We start from the raw sequence: 24,443 nt of genomic DNA on the forward strand, positions 1-24,443 counted from the left end.
GAGCTCGATAGTTCGATCCGCGAAATTTCAAGCCAGATTTCACGCGCGTCAAGCGTCTCAAACGAAGTTGAAAGTTCCGTACAATCGACATCGGATGTTATTGCATCGCTGAATGTTTCCGCCGAAGAAATCGGCACAGTCGTTGACCTGATCGACAAGATCGCCAACCAAACCAATCTTCTGGCACTGAACGCAACCATCGAGGCAGCACGTGCAGGTGACGCGGGCAAGGGCTTTGCGGTTGTCGCAAGCGAGGTCAAAAACCTTGCCAATCAAACGGCCAAGGCCACCGGCGACATCACAGCCTAGATCAACAATGTCCAGCAAAACACCTCCGCCGCCGTGACGGCCATCCGCGAGGTTGCTGGTCAGATCAGTTCGATTGTTGATTCCATCACCGCCATTTCAGCCGCCGTTGAACAACAGGCCGCGGCAACCACGGAAATCAGCTCCAACATCACGGCGGTTTCATCGGCCAACAGCAACGTGAACAGCAATCTGGAATCAGTTAGCGGCACCGCGCATCGCACCGGTTCGGTCGCAGAAGAGGTTTATAAGGTTTCAAAGGTCTTAAAAGAGCATTCCCGTCAGCTTAAGACGGATGTGAATGCCTTTGTATCACGCCTGACCGAACCCAATTGATCCTGAGCCCCTAACGCCCCCGTGCTTCAGAGGGCGAAATGCCAAAGACCCGCTTGAACGCGGTTGCAAAGTTGGCAGGACTTGAATAACCGGCCATCCAGGCGGCCTGACCAATCGTCAGGCCGTCTTTTTCCATAGCATCACGCGCTGCAATCAGGCGACTTTCGCGGATGAAATCCTTGACCGTCGTGCCATAGGCATTTTTGAAAATACGTTGCAGGCTGGCAATGCTCATCCCGCACTTTTCCGCCAGGCCAGACAATGTCAGGTCATCAAAAATATGTTCCAGAACATAGTTGCGAATTTCCTGCGCCTTCTGATGCTGGTCAAGCGCATCCGGCTCGACACTTGCCTCCCCGACCTTAGGACCAAGTGCCCCAAGCGCCTCGGCGAAAATTTCCAACCCGCGGCTTTCGGCATAAAGATCACGAAATAGCGGATCATCGGTCGGTGGATAGAGCAACTGGTCCGCCAGTGCTATGGCACGACGTGACGGTTGCCACCTCCGAACAGAGATCCCGGCATGAATAAAATCATCAATTGCGACATGACGGCTATCAGTGTGATTGACCCGACTGGCAACCCAATCGAATTTCGCAGAAATCATCACTTTGCTGACATCGTCACCCTGTTTGAGTTGCCGATGCAACATAACCGGTTGCGATAGGGCCCAAATAAACCCCACTGGTTGATCCCGTGCATCCAGATCAAACGGAACATCATCGAATGCCCCGCAAACGCGCCCTCGCAACACAATCGCAACCGTGACGGCGGCTTTGACGGGAAACTTCACGTCCGCATCTTGCATGCTGACAGTATCGGTCGTGTGGATATTCAAAAATGACTGAAGGTTGTCGTTTGACAGTCGCCCGCTCATCACCGGACGACGTCGAATACCCTCGGCTGCATTGCGCGGTAGCGCTGTTCCGAAATCTTCAAGCTGCTGACCGGTGATGGTTTCCCGCCGCGTCACATTGCGCCGTAAACGTTGCGGCGCATGCTGCCGATCAAACGCCATATGGGTGCCCTTCCAAGCCTGAATATCCCGTCAAAAGCAAAATTTGCGTTTTCGCAAACATCATTGGCGATCTCGCAAACGGTATTCCGATTGCTCGAACCATTGCGATAATAATATTCAAAATCATTCGCATTTGGCAATTTATTTGATAAGGAAATCAGCATGCCGCAGCCATCAAGACCGGTCTTGCTCGAAAAATACCGCCAACCGTTTCATGGCCTGTGCCGCGCAACCCTGCTTGCCGGCGTCGCCCTAACGGTACTTCCGGTAGCAGCCGTCGCACAAGAAACCAAAGCCAAAGACGAAACCGTTCTGGCACCAATCGAAGTCACAGCAAGCCAGGATAGCGGCCCAACTGCGGCGGGGAGTGTCACGGTTACGCAGGACGAACTTGATCGCATCAATCCGCAAACCATCAAGGATGTGTTTGCGAACGAACCATCGGTTCAGGTTGGCGGCCCGACCGCCATCGCGCAAAAGGTTTATGTGCAGGGCATCGAAAACACCAAGCTGAACGTTCAGGTAGACGGCACCCGGCAGGTTGATTCCACCTATCATCATATAGGCACCGCGATCATTGATCCGGGAATGCTGAAATCGGTAAAGGTTGAGTCCGGCATCGCCCCCGCCGATGCCGGACCAAATGCATTGGGCGGTTCAATGGCTTACGAAACCAAGGATGCCCGCGACATTCTCGACCCGAATGATCCGTTCGGCGGCTTTGCCAAAATCCAGTATAACAGCAATACCAAAGGCCTTACCGAATGGCTGACCTTGGCCGGTCAGCATGACGGCTTCGAAGCTCTTGCCTATATCCAGAACAGCAATCAGGGCAATTACAAGGACGGCGATGACAACGAAGTTGCTGGCACGGCAGATGGCAGCGAAAACGGACTTGGCAAAATAGCCTTCACCGGCACCGAAGGTTCACGGATTGAAGCATTTGCAAGCCATTTTGAAGACGAAGGTGTGCGCCCTGCCCGGCCAAACTTTGGAACCCTTACCAGCGGCGCCTCGCCGCAGTGGATTTCATACAAAGATACCTCGCTTGGCATCAGTTATGTCGATGAACAGCCAACCGATCTTCTGGCACCGGAACTGAGCCTCAATTACAGCAAAACCCATCTTGATGTTCCCAAACTGAACGGCAACACACACCTTGAGGCAGAAATTGAAACCCTGAACGGTAAGGCTGCCAATACTTTTGACGTCGGAATGGGCGGGATAACAACTGGCGTCGATTTCTATCATGATCAAGCAACCGGCAGCGGCGACACGGCACGCCCGGCTGGACGTGCCGGGCGATTTACCGAAGAAACAACCAATATCGGCGTCTTTTCACAGGCACGCCTTTCGCTGACCGATCGCTGGCGCGTCTCGTTCGGCGGGCGGGGCGATCAACAATGGTTCGAAGGCATTGACGGAACCGATTTCAGCGAATTCGGACTTAGCGGTAACGCCAATACCGAATATGACCTGACCGATGACCTGATGATCTATGGCGGATTAGGTACAAGCTTTGGTGGACTGCCGCTGGGTGAGTCTGCGATTTACAACTACACCGGCATCTGGACCTATGACGGTTTCAAACCGTCCCGGTCGCATAACTACAAGGCAGGCGCACGCTATCAGTTGGCGCAATGGGATTTCGATGGAAACCTGTTCTACAACAAGATCAACGGTTCCCATTCGCTTGAATATACAACACGAAATACGACCAGCGATCTTGCAACACGTGGTGTCAATCTGTCCGTCACCTGGACATACGGCCCCGGCTTTGTCCGCGCTGCCTATACCCATACCGATGTAGAAAGAAATGGCAAAGTCCCGCTGAGCAACGATGCGTCCTATCAAGGCGTCATCGTCGGTGACATTGCAAACTTTGAAGTCGCCCACCGGTTTGATGACCTTGGCATTCAGGTCGGCTCGACATCTGAACTGGCCCTGTCAGACGACGATCCCGAAAAGAACGGCAATGCCAAGCTCGACACTTACTTTGTTGCCAACCTGTATGGTGAATGGACGCCAGAGACATTGTCGAATGCGGTAACCCTACGCGTCGATGCGCTGAATATTTTTGATCGTGACTATGTCGCCCGGACCACGCCGGGCTACGACAGCAGTGCAATTGAACCCTATCACGAGCCGGGTCGCACCTTCCTTGTTTCAGCAAAGGTGGCGTTCTGATCAGACCATCTTCCAACAGATCCTCTATCCGCGATGGGTGGCATGCCGTGCCACCCATTTCGGCGTTTCTGACTTTCCTGCAATTCTTGCCTATTTCAACAGGACTTCCGCAATGACATTCAAACGCGTTTTAACGCTGGCCGCAGTCGCTTCAATGATCACCTTTCGGGCTCATGCTGGCGAAACCATTACCCTGACCGATGTTTCCGGTCGCGAAGTCACGGTCGAAGTACCGGTCAAGCATATGATCCTTGGCGAAGGGCGTTTCTTGCCAAGTCTTGGCATCCTTGATCCTGAAAATCCGGTCCGCTGGGTCGCCGGTATGATGGGGGAATTCAAGAAACTTGATCCGGCAACCTTTGCACAATACCAGGCAAAATTCCCCGAGATTGACGACATCCCGCTGGTCGGCCGCAGTGGCGAGGCAACATTCAGCGTCGAAAAGGCGATTACAGTTGAACCCGATGTCGCAATTTTCGGCATTGATGGCGGTCATGGTCCGGGATCAGACAGCCATGAAGTCCTGAGGCAATTTGGCGCAGCTCACATTCCGGTTGTCATGATCGATTTTCGCAGTGACCCATTTGGAAACACCCCAAAAAGCATCCGTATCCTTGGCAAATTGATGGGCAAGGAAGATCAGGCAGAGGCTTTCGTCAAATTCTATGAAGACAATCTGGCGAAGGTCAGAACAGGTCTGGAGGGTTTAACGCATAAACCCAAAGTCTTCCTCGAAAGCCGGGTTGGTCTGCATGGCACCTGCTGCGAGGCGATGGGCAACCAAATGATCGGAAGGTTTGTGGAGCTTGCCGGTGGCGAAAATATTCTTGCCGACCGGATTCCGGGCGTCATCAGCCAGATTTCAGTTGAACAGCTGCTCGTCGATCAGCCCGATATTTATGTCGCAACCGCAATTGGCGGGGCAACAATGACGGCCGAACAGAATGTCGGCCGCATCATACTTGGAACCTACGCAGATGCCGAAACATCACGCGAGTCTTTGGCCAAAAGCATGGAACGCACCGTCTTGCCCGAGCTCGACGCCATTAAAAACGGCAAAGTCTATTCCGCGTGGCACCACTTCTATAACACGCCAATGAATGTGACGCTGTTACAGGCCATGGCGAAATGGTTCCATCCCGATCAGTTTGCCGATCTTGATCCAGACGCAACCCTCGCCGAATTCTTTGACCGGTTCCAGCCGGTAGCACTGAATGGTGTTTACTGGATCGGCCTTGATCGGCCATGACCGGCCCGAACATCCCCCAAGAAACCATCAGAGATCGATAAATCAATGTTCAAAACCACAGGATCGGTTCAGACCGGGCAGGCCAGTAAATACCTGCAACAACTCTGCAAGCACTTTGCCCACAAGGTAGAAGTCGATTTCACGCCCCATGAGGCCCATGTGAGCTTTCCAATGGGCACATGCATCATTCTGGCCGATGACGTCACCCTGCGCTTTCAGGGACAGTCTGAGAAAGCCGAGGGGATTGAAGCCATGAAAGGTGTTATTGTCTCGCATCTCGATAAATTCGCATGGCGCGAGCAGATTGAATATGTCTGGGAAGACAGTTCAGATTAAACCTGCCCGCCCCGTAAAACAAAGAAGCCAGCCTTTCGGAGCAGGCTTCTTTGTCTAGCGCAAGTCGTAGATCACAGGAATCGTCAGGTTCATCTCTGTGCGCGCCATATCTTCGGGGAATGGCGGGAAACGTTTAACCCGCTCGATCATATCCTGGGTCGCACGATCAAGAATAGACGAACCACTCGGGCTGGTCATTTCAAAGAAGGAAACAGTACCGTCACGCTGGATGACCAGCCGGACCATGTTCTGCCCCTCTATACCGCGGCGTTTGGCACGATCCGGATATTCGCGATAACGCATCAACATCTGAACCACAGCTGCTTGATAGTCGGTAAAGGCCGCACTGCTCATTGCCGCACCTCCGCCACTTCCCGATGCGGAACTTGCGGCCTGGCTTTGGGTTGCTTCGCCAACCGTGCCTTCTGATTTTACTGAATCGACGGGGCCGCCGGATGGTTGCACGACCGGTTTGGCTTCAGCCTTTTCAACAGGTTTGGGGGACGTTGCCGGTTCCGGTGTTGCTTTGGGGGGCTCCGGCTTTCTGCGGACCGGCATGACATCGGCCAAAAGCGGACTGATTTCCGGTTCCGGCTCTGGTTCCGGTTCAACCGCTTCCTCAACCACCGGCTCAGGAACAGGTTCCGGCTCAACGATCGGTTCGGGATCGGGTTCAGGCACGGTTTCAACAACCGGTTCAGGATCGGGTTCGGGTTCCGGCTCAACAACCGGCTCGGGGACCGGTTCTGGTTGGGGTTCGACTTCCTCGACGGGTTTTTCACCCTGCTTACTGTCTTCAGAATCAGCACTTTCTTCGGGTGTTTCGGCCTCGCCCTGGGTCGCCTGACCGCTGCCCAGCGAGATGCTGATACTTTGAACGGCCCCTGCCCCGCCCCAACCGGCAGGTTGCGGTTCAGGCATGGCAAGAACGATCCCACCGACAAGAACAATACCGGTCAGCCCGGTCGCAATCAGGAAATCAATGCGTTTCGACATATTCTATCCGTCTTGGTCCTGATCTGCTTGCATCGCGGTCATCAGTTGCACCTTTTCGACTCCCAGTTCCTGCAACCGTTTCAAAAGGGCAACAACGCTGGCACCTTCTGTGGTGCGGTCAGCACGAATTTCGACTGGACGACCGGCATAATCAGCCGGTAGCAACCCCGCAATATCCGCAAGGTCTCCCTGCCGGTCTTCAATCCCGATTTCGGCATTTTTGCCAAACCAAAGGACAATCGTGTCTTCTGGCTGGCCTTCGGCCGTGCTGCTTGCGGGCGGATCCACGTCAAATGGCCCCAGCTTTTGCAGACTTCCGGCTATCATGAAGAAAATCAGCAGAAGAAAGACGATGTTGATCAATGGCAACATCGGTTCCTGAGCCGGGCTGTCATCGGTGATCTGGATGCGACGCTTCATTCGATCAGATCCACATCAGTCACACCGCCACGTCCCAGCGCATCCATCACAACAATAAGATGCTGCAAATCGGCACCATTGACGGGCCGCAGATGAACACTGGCACCGGCATGGTTACGCAAAATAGTCACGGCAAGATTGGAAACAGCGACGGCTTCACCATTCAGCGACAAACCACCATTGGCATCGACATTGACCGTTGCCGGGCGAATATCGCTGCTGGCCCGTGCCTGACCGTCCATAACAGTCACCGACATTTCAAACCCCTTCCAGTCAAGAAAACTGGAAGCCAGCATGAAAAAGATCAGCAGGATGAAGACAACATCAATCAGCGGCGTCAGGCCGATCATCGGCGAAGCACCACGACTTCGATCACGCAATTGCATAAGGCGTATTCCGACCTTGTTCGGGCTTATTCCGCAGCCTGGCGCAGTTCAGCGACGTTTGACGCGCGAAGCGCACCCTTCCGAGCCAACTCACCACGATTGATCACCATGGTGCAGACATCTTCCATCACGGCCGCAGCACGCGCGATAACGCCCTGCATCCACATATGGAACGCGGTTGCCGGGATCGCGACGACAAGGCCGATTGCCGTCGTCAGAAGTGCTAGCCAGATACCGCCCGAAAGGACAGAAGGATCAATACGGCTTCCGGCACCTTCCATCTTCTGGAAAGCTTCAATCATGCCCATAACGGTTCCAAGCAACCCCAAAAGAGGGCTTAAGACCGCAATTGCCGACATAATCCGCAAACCGCTGTTCAGGCCATCGATTTCCTTGCGTGCATGGGAAGCAATGATATCGGACGCCGCTTCACGGTTTTCCGGGTTGGCAACGGACAAGGTCATGCCAAACAGACCGATGCGAGCAGCCGGATGACGGCGGCGCGACAGAATCTGCGCGACCTGCTTATCATCACCATTGGAAAGATGACGTTCGACATCCTTGGCAAAACCATCCGCGAAAATTCCACGCCGGATAAAGCCGACCAGCTTGTAGAAGAATATCAGCATCCCAACCAATGCAAGCGCGGCCAGAACCCAACCGACAACACCGGCACGATCCACAAGATCAAAAACCGGCAAGCCACTGATGGCATCCGGAACGATTGTGCTTTCGGTGATGGCAGCTGCGTCATCCGCAATCGGCAAGCCGGTTTGCGGATCAAGGGTTACCGCCCCACCTTCTGTTGACGTGATCGCACCGTTGGCGGCATCCGTGGTTACACCGTCAAGGCCAAGCGGAGTCTGCGCATCTGGCGATGCGGACATCGGATTTACGGGTTCAGGCATGTAACTCTTCCGATCCAAAATTCGATCAGCACCGGACGTCCTGCTCCGGTGCATTTGAAACTGATTTGCATTACTTACAAGAAATCACATTGCGATGCAATCGCAACAGCGAAAAGACGAGCATTTTTCGTGCATGGCCGCATTGCATCGCACGTAAAACAGCGCCCGTCGCAGACGCTCAAACCGGATGGAATCGGTTTTTGAAAACAGAAAAGACCACGGAAAAGCAAAACCCCCGGAACATCTGGGTTCCGGGGGTTTTGAAATGGTGAGCCCGACAGGATTCGAACCTGTGGCCAACTGATTAAAAGTCAGTTGCTCTACCAACTGAGCTACGGGCCCTCAACGTTGGTGAGCGGCCTTTTAATGTGCTGATCGCAAAGGGTCAACCCCCCTTTTTCGATCAAACTGCATGACAGCCATTCAAATGGTAAAAAATATCAAAAACAGGCCCGTTTCAAATCCGCCCCAAATTGACATTCGCATCGGTTCGAAAGCAGTATGACAGTGATCGCAATAAAATCATGAAAAAGAAAAAGCCCCCGAAACCGATTGGGTTTCAGGGGCTTATTGGTGAGCCCGACAGGATTCGAACCTGTGGCCAACTGATTAAAAGTCAGTTGCTCTACCAACTGAGCTACGGGCCCTCAACGTTGGTGAAGCGCGTTTTAATGGGACTGGCGGCTGCGGTCAACACCTGTTTTCCATATTTTCCCGGTTTTTGCACTTTCAGCCCCCAAAACGCGAAAGCCGCCCTGATCAAGGACGGCTTTCGGTTGCATTATAGGGGTCAAGGCTCTTATTGCGCGTCAGCCGCGACCTGCATTTTTACAATATGGTCCGGGTCTGCAACCCGGCCATTGGCCCAAGGTGCCCCCTTTTTCAGGCCATCGACATATTCCATACCCGATACGACCTGCCCCCATATGGTATATTGTCCATCAAGATGCGGCGCATCGGCAAAGACGATGAAGAACTGCGAATCAGCGCTGTTCGGGTTGGACGAACGTGCCATCGAAACCGTACCGCGCACATGATTCTCGTTCGAAAACTCCGCCGGAAGTTTCTGGCCCGAACCACCGGTACCGTCCCCTTTGGGGTCACCGCCCTGCGCCATGAAGCCTTCGATCACACGATGGAAAGTCAGACCATCATAGAAACCTTCACGAGTCAGTTCCTTGATACGCTCGACATGCTTGGGCGCCAGATCCGGACGCAGCTTGATCACAACGCGACCTGCTTCAAGATCCAGATACAGGGTGTTTTCCAGATCCTGCGATGCATCGGCCGACTGGGCCTGAGCACCGCCGCCGATACCACCGTTCGACATGGTCACTATTCCTAATACGAGTACAAAAAGAGATGCGAGACGAATAAGACGCATGGGTGCGCTATTCCTTTTCTTCGGCCAGCTTTTCGTGCAGTCGCTTCAGCACGTTTGCCGGCACAAATTCGGTAACATTACCGCCCAGACGGGCGATTTCCTTCACAAAGCGCGAAGACACGAATTGCTGTTTGTCGGATGCCATCAGAAAGACCGTCTCTACCTTTGGGGCAAGACGGGCATTCATTCCGGCCATCTGGAATTCATATTCAAAGTCAGACACAGCCCTCAGACCACGAATAATGATGCTCGACCCGTTTTCCTGGGCAAACTGCATCAGAAGTGACCCGAACGGCTTTACTATGGTGCGGGCAGCAACTTCGCCGCCCGCAGCCTTAAGAGCCTCTTCGACCAGAGCGCAACGTTCTTCGACCCCAAACATCGGGCCCTTTCCCGCATTGACCGCAACGCCGACAATAAGCTTGTCGACGATGCGGGTCGCGCGACGAATAATGTCCATATGCCCCTGGGTTACCGGATCAAAAGTGCCCGGATAAATCCCGATACGCGAGGCGTTTGAAGACTGTTCGTTCATTGATCTTCCGTTTTATTCGTCGGTGTCGTCTGAACCGGTTTCCACTGCCTCGCTGCTATCCTCGGCAACGGTCGGTGCATCTTCGCCTGATGCGATTTCGGTGCCTTCTACACCTTCGTCGCCTTCAAGCTCTTCTTCACCATTGTCACCCAGATTGGACAGACGTTCGACAGCAACAACCTGTTCGTCTTCGGCCGTACGGAACAGGGTAACACCCTGTGTCTTACGCCCGGCAATGCGGATATCGTGTGTCGGCATACGAATGACCTTGCCACCATTGGTGACCATCATCAGTTCGTCGCCTTCCTCGATCACGAAGGATGCCGCGACATTGCCATTGCGTTCCGACATCTCGATATTGGCAAAGCCCTGCCCGCCACGACCGGTTACGCGGTATTCATAGGCAGACGTACGTTTGCCATAACCATTTTCTGTAACCGAAAGGATCAGCTGATCGCCTGCCAACAGTTCGTCGTAACGTTCCTGAGAAAGGATTTCCAACGGCAGACTATCATCAGCCGAGATTTCCTCGCGACGCAGCTTGCTTGCGATCGACAGATACTCGTCACGTTCTTCCATAGAGGCATGATTGCCAAACAGGACGGACATCGCAATGACCGCATCCTCGTCAGCCAGACGAATACCGCGTACACCGACCGAGTTACGGCCAGTAAAGACACGAACATCTGCAACACGGAAACGAATGCATTTACCCAGACGGGTCGTCAGCAGAATATCGTCATCGTCCGAGCAGGTCTGAACCGCAATCAGCTTGTCACCACGATCTTCTTCAAGTTTCATGGCGATCTTGCCGTTTGATTTCACATTCACGAAATCGGCAAGGCTGTTACGGCGGACGTTACCGGTCGAAGTCGCAAACATCACGTGCAGATTCGGCCACTCTTCCTCGTCGGGAAGTGGCAAAACCGTTGTGATATATTCGCCTTCTGAGAGCGGCAGCAGGTTCACAAGCGCCTTGCCACGCGATTGCGGCGTGCCCAGCGGCAGGCGCCAGACTTTCATCTTGTAGACCATCCCCTCGGAACTAAAGAACAGAACCGGAGTGTGGGTGTTGGCGACGAACAGTTTGGATACGAAATCCTCTTCGCGCGTTGCCATGCCCGAACGTCCTTTGCCGCCACGACGCTGTGCGCGATAGGTCGACAGCGGAACACGCTGGATATAGCCGGTGTGCGATACGGTCACGACCATATCTTCACGGGCAATCAGGTCTTCGATGTCATGTTCGAATTCGGCTTCAAGGATTTCACTGCGACGTTCATTAGCGAACTCGTTCCGCATTTCCGTCAGCTCATCCTTCAGGATGATCATCTTGCGTTCGCGTGAACCAAGGATATCAAGGAAATCTTTGATCTTCTCGCCCAATTCGGTCAATTCGGATGCGATTTTATCACGTTCCAGACCGGTCAGGCGATGCAGACGCAGTTCAAGGATTGCGCGCGCCTGCGCTTCGGACAGGCGATAATTGCCATCGTCCGAACCAACCTGGTTCGGGTCGGCGATCAGCTCGATCAACGGAACAATATCGCCCGCCGGCCAGCTACGTTCCATCAGTTGTTCACGTGCAATCTGCGGGTCAGCCGCAGCACGGATCAAGCGGATGACTTCGTCGATATTGGCCACCGCAATGCCAAGGCCGACTACCAGATGGGCGCGCTCACGTGCCTTTTTCAGCAGGTGAATGGTCCGGCGCGTAATGACTTCTTCGCGGAATTCGACAAAGGCCTGAATGATTTCTTTCAGGTTCATCAATTCCGGCTTGCCACGATTAAGTGCCAGCATATTGACGCCAAACGACGTCTGAAGCGCGGTAAAGCGGAACAACTGGTTCAGAACGACATCGGCAACCGCATCACGTTTGATTTCGATCACCATGCGAACGCCCGAACGGTCTGACTCGTCACGCAGATCGGAAATACCTTCGATCTTCTTGTCACGGACCAGTTCGGCGATCTTTTCCATCAGGGTTGCCTTGTTCACCTGGAAGGGAACTTCGGTAACAATGATGGCTTCACGGTTGGCACGGATTTCCTCGACATGGGTACGTGCGCGCATGACGACAGAACCGCGACCGGTTTTAAAGGCCGAATGAATGCCCGAACGGCCCAGAATCAATGCACCGGTCGGAAAATCCGGACCATGCACGAATTCCATCAGGCCTTCGACGGTAATGGCCGGATTGTCGACATAGGCCATGCAGCCATCGATAACTTCGCCAAGGTTATGCGGCGGAATATTGGTGGCCATACCAACAGCAATACCACCTGCACCATTGACCAGCATGTTCGGAAAACGTGCTGGCAGAACCGATGGCTCCTTGGTGGTTTCGTCGTAGTTATCCCGGATATCGATGGTTTCCTTATCGATATCATCGAGCAGATAATGGGCTGACTTAGCCATGCGGGCTTCGGTGTAACGCATGGCGGCGGCCTTGTCGCCGTCCATCGAGCCGAAGTTGCCCTGCCCGTCAATCAGTGGCAGGCGCATGGAGAATCCCTGCGCCATACGAACCATCGCGTCGTAAATCGCGCTGTCGCCATGCGGGTGGTATTTACCCATAACATCCCCGACCACGCGGGCCGATTTACGGAATGGTTTGTTCCATTCAAAGCCGTTTTCATGCATTGCATAAAGGATGCGTCGATGCACGGGCTTCAAACCGTCGCGGACGTCGGGCAGCGCACGGCTGACGATCACGCTCATCGCGTAATCGAGGTAGCTGCGGCGCATTTCTTGTTCGATGGATACCGGGATAATATCGCGGCTATCTGGATTGGTCTCTTTGGTGGACAAAAGCCGTGACCTCTTAAACGCTTGATCAGAAATGCTTCAATCGGCGTGACATATGGACATATGCCTGACCAGTGAGCCGGAAAGTATCAGGTTTGTCCGGCACAAACAATATTGACAAATCTGCCTGTCCCGGCATTCGGTACAAACGGCGAAAATAATCGTAATTAACGCAAAAATGCCCACCCCGAAGAGCTATTTTTTGGTCCCGGGTGCCGTCATGATCGGGGTTACCGGGTCACATTCCATTTCGGCAACATCACCAGCCCTGACAGGCTTTCGTCCGAAACGCAGCTGGGAAACGGCAATCCCGGCCAAAATAACGCCAAGCGCAATCACGCTGGTCGGTTTGGGAACTTCGTGCAGAACAAGAAAACCGATCATTACGCCGACTGCAGGTACAAGGTAATTGTTAAACACCACAAAGCTCGCTCCGGCGCGCGCAATCAGATACAGGATCAGGAACATGGCAATGCCAGTCGGGAAAATCCCCAGATACAGGATTGAAAGCGCCCCGTCGACGTCCCACCCCATATTCCAGGGCTGATCAACAAACAGCGCAAAGGGTGTGAGCATCACTGCAGCGAAAGTCAGGATCACCGCCGCAGACCCAACACGCGGCTGATCACGCAGATTTCGCGCCACCAGTGATGAAATCGCGTAGCACACGGCCGCGATCAAAACTGCCAACTGAAAAACAAGCTGCCCGCCAAGCCCGGTCAGGGTTTCCGGCCCGACCAGAACAATCACGCCAATGGTGCCAAGCACCACACCAAGCGCCTTCCCCATCGAAAGTTTTTCATCATTCGTAACGAAATGTGCCAGCGCCACCGTTGTCAGCGGCACGACAGACATCAGAATTGCCGCTAGCCCGGCATCGATTTCCGTTTCGCCATAGCTGATCAGGAAAAAGGGCACAGAATTCCCCAACAACGCAACAAAGAAGGTCGACCACCACGCGCGCCGTCCCTTGGGAAGGTCACTTTTGCGAATAAAGGCAAAGGCCCATAGCACCAGTGCGGCGACAGCCAATCGCCCGGCTGCGACCACCAGCGGCGAATAGGCATGCACACCAATCTTGATGAAGGTGAATGAACTGCCCCACATCAGCGCCAGTAAAAACAGCAACGCAAATTCACGAATTCCCGGACGTGTCATCTTCCCAGCCTATTCTTGCCACAGTTATTGGGCTTTATCGGATTTCGAAAGCCAGATGACAGCGTTAGAGCCAGAAAACACGAGAATCAAGAAAATAGCTGAAAACCAGCCACCGCAGGATGTGGTCCGTTATCAACAGCGCCCCAGCACAAGAAACACCTTATATAGCGTAAAATCGCCCGTCTGACTTTGACGCAGCACAACGCGGCTACAGCGAAAAGATGAAAAAAGACAATGGATACAACTTAATTGTTGCGAATGATTTTCAATCGCTTTATCTTGGGCGCAACAATATGAATGGGATGCGAGCAATGAAATATGTGGATCAGGAACTGACCATCGACGAAATGCTGGCCGATCCGATCGTCCAGACATTAATGCGCTATGATGGCATCTCGGCCAGTGACGTCCGTCACACGATTGATCAGGTTTTGCAAAATCGCCTGCCATCACCCCCTGTTCGCGCCCGAAGCAGCCGCGCGCCCCACTATAACTGGCGCATGACAGCGGCGTAAACAACACGACCTCAGGGATGGCTATCGTTCAATGACCAGTCATAATGATAGAAGCTGATGGGCAGGTCCTCGCCGTGAACGCTCAGCCATGTTGCAAGCTCCAATCCGGCATAACGCGCCAGATGATCGGAAAATGCCGCATCGCTTTTGCCAAAATCGGACCGATACCAGTCAAAAATCGAAGACAGTTCGATCTCTGATCCGCCTTCGGCCAACCTCACCGCCCGTTCATCCTGGATGAAAGCAAGAGCCGCCTTATCAAGCTGCTCTTCGATCCGGTTTCCGTCATAGGCCGTCGCTGCCAACGCCGGACAACCAATTGACGCACAATTAAGGGCATAGTGAATACGCGCATCCTGCCAGATGGGCCGCAGGATACGATGTTCGATATCGTTCAGGCTCAAAGACCTGCCTTCGACGGTCAAAAGTTTTTTGTCCCAAGGGCCTGACGAAAATAATCCAAGCGAAAAAAGCCCCGGTGAAATGTCGATATCCCGAATGCTGTCGACCGGATAATGATCCATGACCACCGCAACAGTCTGCGCATTGTAAAGATTGATCCAGAAGGCCATTTGCTGATCGCGGTTATATGCGTCAATTTTAACCGCCTGCATGGCATTAAGATAATCCGAGAGATGCGTAAGGCTTGAAGATTTGGCACCTGCATAATCAAATGCCGTGACGCCAGACGAAACCACCACCAGATGATGGTCAAGGATCGTCTGCCAGACAGAATGATCAATGATGGCGTCGTTCGAATCATCATGCGCCTGCCAATCGGGCCATAGATCAGCATCAGGTGCGGCAATTGCAGGTACCGACACTATCGCCCAAAGCATGATCAAAACAGGCATAAGCAGGTGTTTCAAACGGCTATTTCTCCTACACCATATCGACTGCGTTCCTGCATTCTATGATCGATCAGCAATTCAAGATCACATCAAACTGCCGTGATTGCAGTGATGCCAATCATATACACTTAACCATAAGTTGATATATAATGCTCCCATGACACAGGATGGTGCAATTCAGCTTATTCCTGGCAGTGGTGGGCAACTTGGGCAAGTCATTGCCACCCGTGCCCTTCCCGGTGCCGGGCAACAATCTGCAGGATCAGGTTCTGCTGAGGGGGGCTCTGTTGCAACACCTTTAAGGCCCGCTGCCGTGTCAATCCGACCGATTGGCAATGCGAGCACCACAACACAGCTATCAGATCCGGCGCCAAACGCCCCCTCCACACCGGTTAACAGTGCGGCATCAATTGTTACCATTATTCAACAACTTGACCCTCGCGCCCTGCCCGGTGCGTCCGTACCCGACATCCGGGGCAGCACCGCGCAACAACGCGAAGCACGCGAAACAACACCGGAAAGTGCACGCCTGCCAACAAGCAATCCCGCCCTTTTGACGGACCGGGAACGCGACATTGTTCGGGAATTGCAGGCGCGTGACGCCAACGTCAGGACCGAGGAAGAAAGCCATCAGACCCTTGCTGGTGCGAATGCCGGAATGATCAGTTATAGTTATACTGCCGGTCCTGACGGGCGACTTTACGCCACCGGCGGCAAGGTCAGCATTCACCCGCTTCAGGGCCTTGACGGGATTGCAGCGATTGCCAATCAGGCCGCCATATCGCGGGCCGCCTCTATGCCCGGCACATCATCGGCCGATTTCAATGTTGCAAAGGGTGCGTCACGCAACATCAGTGCGATGATCGCAACACAGGCTATTGCGGCAGCCGAAAGCTATCGCATGACATTAGGGCTGAGCGCGGCACCAGCCAATATTGATATCACGGGCTGACCATCACCGTAGAAGCCACAAAAAAGGGGCCTGCATAACAAGCCCCTTTTGAACATGATCGACGCAAACCTAACCGGCATAGTGCCAGTAAATCGGGAAGCCCGGATCAAACACCGTGACTGGGCCCTCACCGGTTTCAATTCTGGCCGGGAAAGTTGCCGCCGCATCGCGTTTTTCCAATGTGATCTTGTCGCCATTCAACGGCAGACCATAAAACTGCGGACCATTGACCGAGGCAAAGCCTTCAAGCTTGTCCAATGCCCCCTCTTCCTCGAACACATGTGCCAGAAGTTGGACAGTATTATTGGCGGTAAAGATACCGGCACAACCACACGCGCTTTCCTTGCGGTCATCGGTATGCGGGGCGGAGTCAGTACCCAGGAAGAAACGCACATCACCGCTGGTTGCTGCCTTGCGCAGTGCGAGGCGATGTTTTTCACGCTTCGCCACCGGCAGGCAGTAGAAATGCGGATGAATGCCTCCGACCAGAATGGCATTGCGGTTGATGATCAGGTGATGGGTCGTGATGGTCGCGCCAAGGTTCCTGTCATTGGCTTTGACATATTCGACACCGTCTTCGGTGGTGATATGCTCCATGATCACACGCAATTCCGGCAAACGCTTACGCAGCGGATCAAGAACGCGGTCGATGAACACGGCCTCGCGGTCGAAAATATCAATCTCAGGATCGGTGACTTCACCGTGCACGCAAAGCGGAATACCAAGACTTGCCATGCGCTCCAGCACCGGCATCGCCTTGTCGAAATCGCGCACACCACTTGCCGAATTGGTCGTTGCCCCGGCCGGATACAGCTTCAGTGCGGTAATCACACCGGACTTGTAGCCTTCCTCGACATCATCGGGATTGGTCCCTTCGGTCAGGTAAAGCGTCATCAAAGGCGTAAAATCGTGCCCCTGCGGGATGACCGCGTTAATCCGGTCACGATAGGCAATCGCATCCTCGGTCTTGACCACCGGCGGCACAAGGTTCGGCATAATGATCGCACGTGCAAAATGTTCGCTGGTTTCGCCAATAACCCCTTCAAGCATCGCGCCATCGCGCAGATGTAAATGCCAGTCATCGGGACGGCGAAGTGTAATGCGATTTACTGAATTTGCGGACATGGGGGCGACCTCCTCGGAACCGGAACAAACGAATGGGCGCGAGCGCACAGGCTAACTAGCAGATCAGTCCCGGTTTTGGAATTGGAAAGCAGCCCGAAAGACAAAAGGCCAGGCATTTCTGCCTGACCTTTTCACATGGGGCGAGTGATGGGACTTGAACCCACGGCCCCCAGAGCCACAATCTGGTGCTCTAACCACCTGAGCTACACCCGCCGTCGTGTGGCGCGGTTTTTATCGCCGGGAGCACCGGACGTCAAGCGCATATTTTTACTTTTTTGCCCCGTTTTCCACCGAACTTCTCAAAGTCCCGCAAACCGGGCGACTGCGGGTTCTGTATCTGGTACTTATCATCACAACCAATCCGCCCGAACAGGCCCCCATCCGTTTGAACATCTTGCGCGATCAGGCAAGTGCGCTAATTAAATCAATTCAATATCTTGAACACGCCCGCCATTCCGGGCGAAATTAACACGGCGCGCAGGCCTGAAACAATCATGCGCGCCGCAAAAGAGAAAACAATACGGAGTATCGGAATGAAGTGGGGCGTCATCAGCACGGCAAAGATCGGCACGGAAAAGGTCATTCCGGCCATGCAGGAAAGCGACAAGCTTGAAATCCTTGCCATTGCCGGACGTGATCTGGAAAAAACGCGTGAAACCGCCCAAAGTCTGCGCATTCCGCGCGCCTATGGCTCCTATGAGGAACTGCTGGCTGATCCGTCAATCGAAGCAATCTACAATCCCCTGCCCAACCACTTGCATGTCGAATGGACAATCAAGGCGCTGGAAGCCGGAAAACACGTGCTGTGCGAAAAACCCATCGGGCTTGACACCGAAGACGCCAAACGCCTGATCGCGGCCCGCGATAAAAGCGGCAAACACGTGCTTGAGGCCTTTATGGTTCGTCATCATCCGCAATGGCAGGAAGCGCGTCGGCTCGTCGAAAGCGGTCAGATCGGCACGATCAGCACGGTGCAAAGCATCTTTACCTATTTCAATGCCGATCCGAACAATGTGCGCAACAAAAAGGATATCGGCGGTGGCGGTTTACTTGATATCGGCTGCTACTGCATTGTCGGCCCACGCTATATCACGGGCAAGGAACCGGTGCGTGTGGTTTCCCTGATGGACAAGGATCCGAAATTCGGTACTGACCGGCTTGTTTCGGGCATGCTCGATTTCGGAAGCGGCGTTCAGGCAAGTTTTGTTTGCGGCACACAATCCGCCGCCGTGCAGCGCGTTCATATCCTTGGCACCGAAGGCCGCATTGAAATCATCATGCCGTTCAACCCGGTGCCGGAAAATCCGGCAGTGATCAGGGTCGGTACGCAAAAGCAGCCAGGTTTTGACGAAGCACGCGAAATCAAATTCCCGACTGGCAACCACTATACCCTGCAAGGCGAGAACGCGACGGCGATCTTTAACGACGCAAGCCCGGTCGACTACCCGATTGAAGACGGGATTGCCAATATGCAGATCTTGGATGCGCTGGCCCGCTCGGCCCGCACAGGGAGTTGGGAAATGGTCAATTCCTGATCACGGTTGACAGCGTCCCCAAAAAAACAGGCCGAAGGCTAAAGTTCTCGGCCTGTTTCCCTTAAATGCCTTGCTTTTCTACCTTGCAAACGCCTTCTTCATCCGCTCAATCGCCTCGGACATTTTGGCTTCTTCCTTGCAGAAGCAGAACCGCACAAAATGGCGAACGCCGCCATCCTTGCCCTGATAGAACGCCGAAACAGGGATCGCCACAACACCGGCCTCCTTGATCATGATCTGACAAAACTCGACATCATCGCAATCATAGCCAAGCGGTCGGAAATCGCAGGTGATGAAATAAGTACCCTGCGAATCCAGAACCCCAAAGCCAACCTCTTTCAGGCCCTTCATCAGGAAGTCGCGCTTTGCCTGCATTTCAGCAGTAAAACCTTCGAAGTAATCATCACCTTTGTTAAGGCCGTAGGCCACACCATGCTGCAACCCTGGCGGCACGGTGAAAACAAGGAACTGATGCGCTTTTTTGATCGGCTCCATCAATTTTGCACATGCTGTGATGTATCCGATCTTCCACCCCGTCAGTGAGAATGTCTTGCCTGCTGATCCTATGCGTACGGTGCGATCATGCATACCGGGAAAAGTCATCAGCGGTTTGTGTTTGCGCCCGTCAAAGACAAGATGTTCATAAACCTCGTCACACAGTGCGATCACATCATGCTTGATGCACAGATCAGCAATGAATTGCAGTTCATCATCGCCATAGACCTTTGAACAAGGGTTCTGCGGCGAGTTTATCAGGATCAGCTTGGTTTTTTCCGAGAAGGCCGCTGCAAGTTCTTCGCGTGGCAGATCCCAGCTTGGCGGTGTGACACGTACCAGTTTGGGGATACCGTCCGCAAGCTTCACCATCGGAAGGTAGCTGTCATAAAGGGGTTCGATCAGGATCACTTCATCGCCGGGCGCAACAAGACCAAAGATCACATCAGCCAGCGCCTCGGTCGCACCGACCGCGACAAGGACTTCTTTCTTCGGATCGACCTCGATATCATAGAAACGCTTGTTATGGTCGGCAACCGCATGAAGCAACTCCGGAACACCTGCCAACGGCGGATATTGATTGGACAGTTCCATCGTCGCCTTGGCCGCAGCTTCGCGAATATCAGCCGGACCGTCAGTATCGGGCGCTCCCTGCCCTAGATTGATGGCATTATGTTTCTGGGCCAGTTCGTTCATCACTTCAAAAATCGTGATGCCGCCCGAAGCGAAAAGAGGATTGCCGACAAATTCGGTCATGAGGCGTCCTTCTCTGAGTTTCAGTACCAGTCGGTGGAAACCGGCTTTTATCTGTCTGGTGGCGCAAATTATAAATCAGACAGGCAGATTATATGATCCATGCCCTGTCGTCATGATACGTGTTTTATGTATTTTCTGTCGCACGACGCAGGCAGATCAGGCAAGCACGGATCGCGGAGAACCTCGTTGACCTCTGCCATCTCACAATGTTTGCATAAATTTTAAACATTCTGCCTAAAAGACAATCAGATGCGATCAAGAAAATCTTAAAAACTTCATGGGTTTTGCTGGGTTTTCACGCAGAGACTCCTTAGAATGACCGCGCGGGCCAAAACTGGCACGGCCCGTGCAATTAACGCGGCAAAGCAATGGAGCTTTCCGAGTTCTACGCAACTCTCGCAAAAAGCAGAGGGCGCTTAATGAAAAAGATTGAAGCCATCATCAAGCCATTCAAGCTTGACGAGGTTAAAGAGGCCCTTCAAGAGATTGGCCTCAAAGGGATTACCGTTACCGAAGCCAAAGGCTTCGGCCGACAGAAAGGCCATACGGAGCTGTATCGCGGCGCCGAATATGTTGTGGACTTTCTGCCGAAGGTAAAGTTGGAAATCGTCGTTGAGGACACGCTTGTCGAGCGTGCGATTGAGGCAATCCAGCAAGCCGCTCACACCGGTCGTATCGGTGACGGTAAAATCTTCGTTTCCTCGCTCGAGGACGCGATCCGCATTCGTACCGGTGAACGGGGCAACGACGCGATCTAATCGGTCCGTTACCTGACATTGAACATCGTACGATCACTAATTTTGAGTTTTAAAGGGTTGCATCATGTCTGACGCTGCTTCTGTACTTAAGCTTATCAAAGAAAAAGGCATCCAGTTTGTCGATCTGCGCTTTACCGATTCCAAAGGTAAATGGCAGCACACCGCGCAGGACATCTGCACAATCGACGAAGACGTTTTTGTTGACGGCATCATGTTCGACGGTTCGTCGATCGCTGGCTGGAAAGAAATCAACGAATCCGACATGATCCTTATGCCGGATCCGTCGACCGCTGTTGTTGACCCGTTCACCGCGCAGCCGACCCTGATCATCGTTTGCGACGTTATCGAACCGGCCACTGGCCAGGGTTACGAGCGTTGCCCGCGTTCGACCGCAAAACGCGCACTCGCATACATGAAATCGGCCGGTATCGGCGACACCGCATATTTCGGTGCAGAGCCGGAATTCTTCATGTTTGATGACGTTCGCTGGACCACCGCTGGCGAAGGCATGGGTTATCAGCTGGACTCCGAAGAAGGTCCGTACAACACCGGCACCGAATTCGAAGGCGGCAACCGCGGCCACCGTCCGGGTCCGAAGGGCGGCTATTTCCCGGTACAGCCGGTTGACTCGGCCAACGACATCCGCGCCGAAATGGTCAACTACATCAACGAAATGGGCGTGCGTTGCGAAAAGCACCACCACGAAGTTGCACCGTCGCAGCACGAACTGGGTATCGCTTTCGGCACCCTGATCGAACATGCTGACGCCGTTCAGGTTTACAAATACTGCATCCACATGGTTGCACATCAGTATGGCAAAACCGCAACCTTCATGCCGAAGCCGGTCTTTGGCGACAACGGCTCGGGCATGCACGTTCACCAGTCGATCTGGCACGAAGGCAAGCCGCTGTTCGCTGGTAACGGCTATGCGGACCTGTCTGACACCGCTCTGTACTATATCGGCGGTATCATCAAACACGCCAAAGCACTGAACGCTTTCACCAACCCGACGACCAACTCTTACAAGCGTCTGGTCCCGGGCTTCGAAGCACCGGTTCTGCTGGCATACTCGGCTCGTAACCGTTCTGCTTCCTGCCGTATCCCCTACACCGCGTCCCCGAAGGGCAAGCGCGTCGAGATTCGCTTCCCTGATCCGCTTGCCAACCCGTATCTCGCATTCACCGCAATGCTGATGGCTGGCCTTGACGGTATCGAGAACAAGATCCACCCGGGCGATGCAATGGACAAAAACCTCTATGACCTTCCGCCGGAAGAGCTCAAAGAAGTTCCGACCGTTTGCCGCTCGCTGCACGAAGCACTTGACAGCCTCGACGCAGACCGCGACTTCCTGAAAAAAGGCGATGTGATGAGCGACGACCTGATCGACGCTTACATCGCCCTGAAAATGGAAGAAGTTATCCGCTTCGAACAGTCGCCGCACCCGGTCGAATTCGACATGTACTACAGCGGCTGATCCTTTCACCAGAAAGGACGCATCGAACACGAAACGCCCGGCCATGTGCCGGGCGTTTTTGTTTGTGCCAACCACCAGATTCCCGGCAAAAATGTGCCTGATTAGACCTATTAGCTAATTGAAAATCTCGGCAAAACCGCAGTACTGGCGGATGCAACTGATCAAATCAGCAAAGGAAAAGGCGGGATGATCACATCCCCCCACCCCAAATTCCACTTGAGCAAACCAATCAGACCTAGACAGTATCATCCCTGTGCAAATCGGGTTCAAGTTCTGGCCGATAGAGACAGGCCCGCCCCTTGCCGGCTTCTTTGGCCTCATACATGGCCTTGTCAGCACGGCGTAATTGCTCGGTCATGTCGCAATAGCCTGCGTCGAAAACGGTAAAGCCAATCGATGCACCAATATCACAACGATTCCCTTCCCACATATAGGGTTTGGAGATCTCGGCAATAATGTCATCGGCCAGTGCCGCCATTTCCTTTTCATCACCTTTATTAATGAAAAACAGGGTAAATTCATCACCGCCCAGACGCGCCACTTCCTCCGCCCGACGGGCAACACGCTTGAGCCGCTTTGCCGTTTCAACCAGAACCCAGTCGCCAGCACCATGCCCCAATGTATCGTTCACGGTCTTGAAGCCATCAAGATCAAGCAGGAAGATTGACGCTGGCGTATCCGTACCGCGCAAGACAGTTTCACATTGTGAAAGCTTCTGCATGTAACGCGCACGGTTTGCCAGGCCGGTCAGTTCATCGTTATTTGCCTTATTCTGCAGTTCACGTGCGGCAAGCTTCTGCTTGGTGATATCACTTATCCACCAGAGCACAGATTCCTGCCCCTCGAATGTCAGCGGTTCCATGGATGCCTTCAACCACCGCGCATCTGAATCTGCCGGACGGCGAATGCGTAATTCCACATCCTGCAATTCGCCAAGCATATCCATATCCTGAAGACTTTTTTCTCGGTATCGCTCCGAAAGAAGCACTGTGTCCGTTGGCACCATCCCATCACTATCAAGAGACAGAAGAGTCTCGAACATCTTGTTATAAAACTGGAATTCCCCGCCATCCCGGTTGGAAATGCCAACACCGATTGGTGCCTTTTCCAAAAGCCCTGTCAGACGTTGTGCTGCCGCGGCGACTTCGGCCTGTGCCTGTTTTAGCGATGTCACATCAATCAACGAGCCAATCGTACCGGCAATTGCGCCACTTGGCCCCTTCAGGCTGGCGGCGGCAAACAATGCGGATTTTTCGACACCGTCCATTTCGAAATCAATTTCATGACGCACATTGCCTTCTGATTTCAGCAACGGCGCCTCGTAATCGAAAATGCGGCTAACAAGCGGTGCCGGGGCCACATCGGCGAATTTGCCGCCAATCACCTTTTTGGGATCCTGCCCCAGCAACTCGGCAAAAGCATCATTGCAACGGTTGATCACACCATCCAGATTCTTGAGGTAAACCGGGATAGGCAACACATCGATTAGATGCTGGATGAAAAGCTTGTGATCGGCCAATGCCTTGGCAAGTTCTTCTGCCTTGCCAGCCTCGCGAAAGACCAGTGCTGTCACACCTTCGGGACCTTCGGCCTTACGCCACGTAACTTTTCTGCCATTCATTTGAAAGGCTGGCAAATCGGCCTTGGCATCCTTACCAGAAATGAGGCTAAGCGCTTCGCGTGCCGCACCGACACTGTCGCCAGACGAAAATTCCGCATTTTTGGCAAGAAAAGCAAGGAACTGCTTGATTTCGGTTCCGTCTCGCAAGGCCGACTTCGATGCGTTAAAAAGGTTAACCGCAACCAAATTGGCATGGGCGATTTTCAAATCGGACGAACCGATGAATATAATGCCGTCACGCGATAGTGCTGCTGTGGCGACAATGTCTGGAGCAATTGACAATACACGCACGCGCCGCTTTGCGACGCACTCCCTTTCCCGTGTTATCTAT

At 53.5% G+C, this 24,443-nt stretch carries 22 protein-coding genes, 3 tRNA genes and 1 pseudogene; 10 read left to right on the forward strand and 16 right to left on the reverse strand.

Annotated features, from left to right (window positions below):
- Window positions 1–150 precede the first annotated feature (150 nt).
- Together TH3_RS23565 and TH3_RS22410 are read left to right on the forward strand one after the other, a co-directional pair.
- Window positions 151–271, forward strand: a pseudogene (locus TH3_RS23565) (methyl-accepting chemotaxis protein); the annotation flags it as partial.
- A 71-nt stretch (window positions 272–342) separates the two neighbouring features.
- Window positions 343–642: a hypothetical protein gene (locus tag TH3_RS22410; protein WP_007092188.1), complete on the forward strand. Its 300-nt coding sequence runs from the start codon at window positions 343–345 to the stop codon at window positions 640–642.
- A gap of 10 nt (window positions 643–652) precedes the next feature.
- Here TH3_RS22410 and TH3_RS11665 read toward each other — a convergent pair whose 3' ends face one another.
- The gene (locus TH3_RS11665) at window positions 653–1,660 is read right to left on the reverse strand and encodes a helix-turn-helix transcriptional regulator (RefSeq protein WP_139328307.1); all 1,008 of its coding nucleotides are present in this window, start codon (window positions 1,658–1,660) and stop codon (window positions 653–655) included.
- Between the two features lie 162 nt (window positions 1,661–1,822).
- Between TH3_RS11665 and TH3_RS11675 the strand changes: the two genes are divergently transcribed.
- From TH3_RS11675 to TH3_RS11685, 3 genes are all read left to right on the forward strand, one after another.
- On the forward strand, window positions 1,823–3,847 hold the full coding sequence (locus tag TH3_RS11675) for a TonB-dependent receptor plug domain-containing protein (protein WP_007092185.1): 2,025 nt from the start codon (window positions 1,823–1,825) through the stop codon (window positions 3,845–3,847).
- 112 nt (window positions 3,848–3,959) lie between these two features.
- Window positions 3,960–5,096, forward strand: coding sequence for an ABC transporter substrate-binding protein (locus TH3_RS11680; RefSeq protein ID WP_007092184.1), 1,137 nt, complete (start codon window positions 3,960–3,962; stop codon window positions 5,094–5,096).
- 45 nt (window positions 5,097–5,141) lie between these two features.
- On the forward strand, window positions 5,142–5,432 hold the full coding sequence (locus TH3_RS11685) for a DUF2218 domain-containing protein (RefSeq protein ID WP_007092183.1): 291 nt from the start codon (window positions 5,142–5,144) through the stop codon (window positions 5,430–5,432).
- Between the two features lie 54 nt (window positions 5,433–5,486).
- Here the strand turns inward: TH3_RS11685 and TH3_RS11690 are convergent, their stop codons facing one another.
- From TH3_RS11690 to TH3_RS11735, 10 genes are all read right to left on the reverse strand, one after another.
- Window positions 5,487–6,428 (reverse strand): energy transducer TonB, encoded by a 942-nt coding sequence (locus TH3_RS11690; protein ID WP_007092182.1) that lies wholly within the window; start codon window positions 6,426–6,428, stop codon window positions 5,487–5,489.
- Between the two features lie 3 nt (window positions 6,429–6,431).
- Window positions 6,432–6,848, reverse strand: coding sequence for an ExbD/TolR family protein (locus TH3_RS11695; protein ID WP_007092181.1), 417 nt, complete (start codon window positions 6,846–6,848; stop codon window positions 6,432–6,434).
- Entirely contained in the window at window positions 6,845–7,234 is a 390-nt protein-coding gene (locus tag TH3_RS11700; RefSeq protein WP_007092180.1) for an ExbD/TolR family protein, read from the reverse strand. The genes TH3_RS11695 and TH3_RS11700 overlap by 4 nt, the downstream gene beginning before the upstream one ends.
- A 26-nt stretch (window positions 7,235–7,260) precedes the next feature.
- Window positions 7,261–8,142, reverse strand: a complete 882-nt coding sequence (locus TH3_RS11705; protein ID WP_007092179.1) for a MotA/TolQ/ExbB proton channel family protein — start codon at window positions 8,140–8,142, stop codon at window positions 7,261–7,263.
- A gap of 266 nt (window positions 8,143–8,408) precedes the next feature.
- A tRNA-Lys gene (locus tag TH3_RS11710) sits at window positions 8,409–8,484 on the reverse strand.
- A gap of 229 nt (window positions 8,485–8,713) precedes the next feature.
- Window positions 8,714–8,789, reverse strand: a tRNA-Lys gene (locus tag TH3_RS11715).
- Window positions 8,790–8,941: 152 nt separating this feature from the next.
- Window positions 8,942–9,472, reverse strand: coding sequence for a peptidylprolyl isomerase (locus TH3_RS11720; RefSeq protein ID WP_007091877.1), 531 nt, complete (start codon window positions 9,470–9,472; stop codon window positions 8,942–8,944).
- 61 nt (window positions 9,473–9,533) lie between these two features.
- Window positions 9,534–10,061: a pantetheine-phosphate adenylyltransferase gene (gene coaD / locus TH3_RS11725; protein ID WP_007091878.1), complete on the reverse strand. Its 528-nt coding sequence runs from the start codon at window positions 10,059–10,061 to the stop codon at window positions 9,534–9,536.
- A gap of 12 nt (window positions 10,062–10,073) precedes the next feature.
- On the reverse strand, window positions 10,074–12,875 hold the full coding sequence (gene gyrA, locus TH3_RS11730) for a DNA gyrase subunit A (RefSeq protein WP_007091879.1): 2,802 nt from the start codon (window positions 12,873–12,875) through the stop codon (window positions 10,074–10,076).
- A 192-nt stretch (window positions 12,876–13,067) separates the two neighbouring features.
- Window positions 13,068–14,030, reverse strand: coding sequence for a DMT family transporter (locus TH3_RS11735; protein ID WP_007091880.1), 963 nt, complete (start codon window positions 14,028–14,030; stop codon window positions 13,068–13,070).
- Window positions 14,031–14,251: 221 nt separating this feature from the next.
- Between TH3_RS11735 and TH3_RS11740 the strand changes: the two genes are divergently transcribed.
- Window positions 14,252–14,545 (forward strand): hypothetical protein, encoded by a 294-nt coding sequence (locus tag TH3_RS11740; protein ID WP_007091881.1) that lies wholly within the window; start codon window positions 14,252–14,254, stop codon window positions 14,543–14,545.
- An 11-nt stretch (window positions 14,546–14,556) separates the two neighbouring features.
- On the opposite strand, the gene TH3_RS11745 is transcribed toward TH3_RS11740, so the two are convergent.
- Window positions 14,557–15,414, reverse strand: coding sequence for a DUF547 domain-containing protein (locus TH3_RS11745; RefSeq protein ID WP_007091882.1), 858 nt, complete (start codon window positions 15,412–15,414; stop codon window positions 14,557–14,559).
- A 295-nt stretch (window positions 15,415–15,709) separates the two neighbouring features.
- Between TH3_RS11745 and TH3_RS11750 the strand changes: the two genes are divergently transcribed.
- The gene (locus TH3_RS11750) at window positions 15,710–16,348 is read left to right on the forward strand and encodes a putative metalloprotease CJM1_0395 family protein (protein ID WP_007091883.1); all 639 of its coding nucleotides are present in this window, start codon (window positions 15,710–15,712) and stop codon (window positions 16,346–16,348) included.
- 69 nt (window positions 16,349–16,417) lie between these two features.
- Here TH3_RS11750 and pyrC read toward each other — a convergent pair whose 3' ends face one another.
- Together pyrC and TH3_RS11760 are read right to left on the reverse strand one after the other, a co-directional pair.
- Window positions 16,418–17,473 (reverse strand): dihydroorotase, encoded by a 1,056-nt coding sequence (gene pyrC / locus TH3_RS11755; protein WP_007091884.1) that lies wholly within the window; start codon window positions 17,471–17,473, stop codon window positions 16,418–16,420.
- Window positions 17,474–17,609: 136 nt separating this feature from the next.
- Window positions 17,610–17,686: transfer RNA gene (locus TH3_RS11760), tRNA-His, on the reverse strand.
- Window positions 17,687–18,006: 320 nt separating this feature from the next.
- Between TH3_RS11760 and TH3_RS11770 the strand changes: the two genes are divergently transcribed.
- On the forward strand, window positions 18,007–19,008 hold the full coding sequence (locus TH3_RS11770) for a Gfo/Idh/MocA family protein (RefSeq protein WP_007091886.1): 1,002 nt from the start codon (window positions 18,007–18,009) through the stop codon (window positions 19,006–19,008).
- A 78-nt stretch (window positions 19,009–19,086) separates the two neighbouring features.
- Here the strand turns inward: TH3_RS11770 and TH3_RS11775 are convergent, their stop codons facing one another.
- Window positions 19,087–20,259: an aminotransferase gene (locus TH3_RS11775; protein ID WP_007091887.1), complete on the reverse strand. Its 1,173-nt coding sequence runs from the start codon at window positions 20,257–20,259 to the stop codon at window positions 19,087–19,089.
- A 419-nt stretch (window positions 20,260–20,678) separates the two neighbouring features.
- Between TH3_RS11775 and TH3_RS11780 the strand changes: the two genes are divergently transcribed.
- A complete protein-coding gene (locus TH3_RS11780) occupies window positions 20,679–21,017 on the forward strand; it encodes a P-II family nitrogen regulator (protein WP_007091888.1) in 339 nt (112 codons plus the stop codon).
- A gap of 64 nt (window positions 21,018–21,081) precedes the next feature.
- Window positions 21,082–22,491, forward strand: coding sequence for a type I glutamate--ammonia ligase (glnA, locus tag TH3_RS11785; protein ID WP_007091889.1), 1,410 nt, complete (start codon window positions 21,082–21,084; stop codon window positions 22,489–22,491).
- A 235-nt stretch (window positions 22,492–22,726) separates the two neighbouring features.
- On the opposite strand, the gene TH3_RS11790 is transcribed toward glnA, so the two are convergent.
- Window positions 22,727–24,403, reverse strand: a complete 1,677-nt coding sequence (locus tag TH3_RS11790) for a sensor domain-containing protein (RefSeq protein ID WP_007091890.1) — start codon at window positions 24,401–24,403, stop codon at window positions 22,727–22,729.
- Window positions 24,404–24,443: the final 40 nt, after the last annotated feature.

The organism is Thalassospira xiamenensis M-5 = DSM 17429, assembly GCF_000300235.2.
In the GTDB taxonomy this organism is placed as follows: domain Bacteria; phylum Pseudomonadota; class Alphaproteobacteria; order Rhodospirillales; family Thalassospiraceae; genus Thalassospira; species Thalassospira xiamenensis.

Coding starts and splice junctions, on each gene's coding strand:
- pyrC (WP_007091884.1), bottom strand. CDS start 17,473: ATGTCCGCAAATTCAGTAAATCGCATTACACTTCGCCGTCCCGATGAC.
- TH3_RS11740 (WP_007091881.1), top strand. CDS start 14,252: ATGAAAAAAGACAATGGATACAACTTAATTGTTGCGAATGATTTTCAA.
- TH3_RS11775 (WP_007091887.1), bottom strand. CDS start 20,259: ATGACCGAATTTGTCGGCAATCCTCTTTTCGCTTCGGGCGGCATCACG.
- TH3_RS11720 (WP_007091877.1), bottom strand. CDS start 9,472: ATGTCGAACGGTGGTATCGGCGGCGGTGCTCAGGCCCAGTCGGCCGAT.
- TH3_RS11700 (WP_007092180.1), bottom strand. CDS start 7,234: ATGCAATTGCGTGATCGAAGTCGTGGTGCTTCGCCGATGATCGGCCTG.
- TH3_RS11770 (WP_007091886.1), top strand. CDS start 18,007: ATGAAGTGGGGCGTCATCAGCACGGCAAAGATCGGCACGGAAAAGGTC.
- glnA (WP_007091889.1), top strand. CDS start 21,082: ATGTCTGACGCTGCTTCTGTACTTAAGCTTATCAAAGAAAAAGGCATC.
- TH3_RS11735 (WP_007091880.1), bottom strand. CDS start 14,030: ATGACACGTCCGGGAATTCGTGAATTTGCGTTGCTGTTTTTACTGGCG.
- TH3_RS11675 (WP_007092185.1), top strand. CDS start 1,823: ATGCCGCAGCCATCAAGACCGGTCTTGCTCGAAAAATACCGCCAACCG.
- TH3_RS11685 (WP_007092183.1), top strand. CDS start 5,142: ATGTTCAAAACCACAGGATCGGTTCAGACCGGGCAGGCCAGTAAATAC.
- TH3_RS11665 (WP_139328307.1), bottom strand. CDS start 1,660: ATGGCGTTTGATCGGCAGCATGCGCCGCAACGTTTACGGCGCAATGTG.
- TH3_RS11680 (WP_007092184.1), top strand. CDS start 3,960: ATGACATTCAAACGCGTTTTAACGCTGGCCGCAGTCGCTTCAATGATC.
- TH3_RS11705 (WP_007092179.1), bottom strand. CDS start 8,142: ATGCCTGAACCCGTAAATCCGATGTCCGCATCGCCAGATGCGCAGACT.
- TH3_RS11690 (WP_007092182.1), bottom strand. CDS start 6,428: ATGTCGAAACGCATTGATTTCCTGATTGCGACCGGGCTGACCGGTATT.
- coaD (WP_007091878.1), bottom strand. CDS start 10,061: ATGAACGAACAGTCTTCAAACGCCTCGCGTATCGGGATTTATCCGGGC.
- TH3_RS11695 (WP_007092181.1), bottom strand. CDS start 6,848: ATGAAGCGTCGCATCCAGATCACCGATGACAGCCCGGCTCAGGAACCG.
- TH3_RS11780 (WP_007091888.1), top strand. CDS start 20,679: ATGAAAAAGATTGAAGCCATCATCAAGCCATTCAAGCTTGACGAGGTT.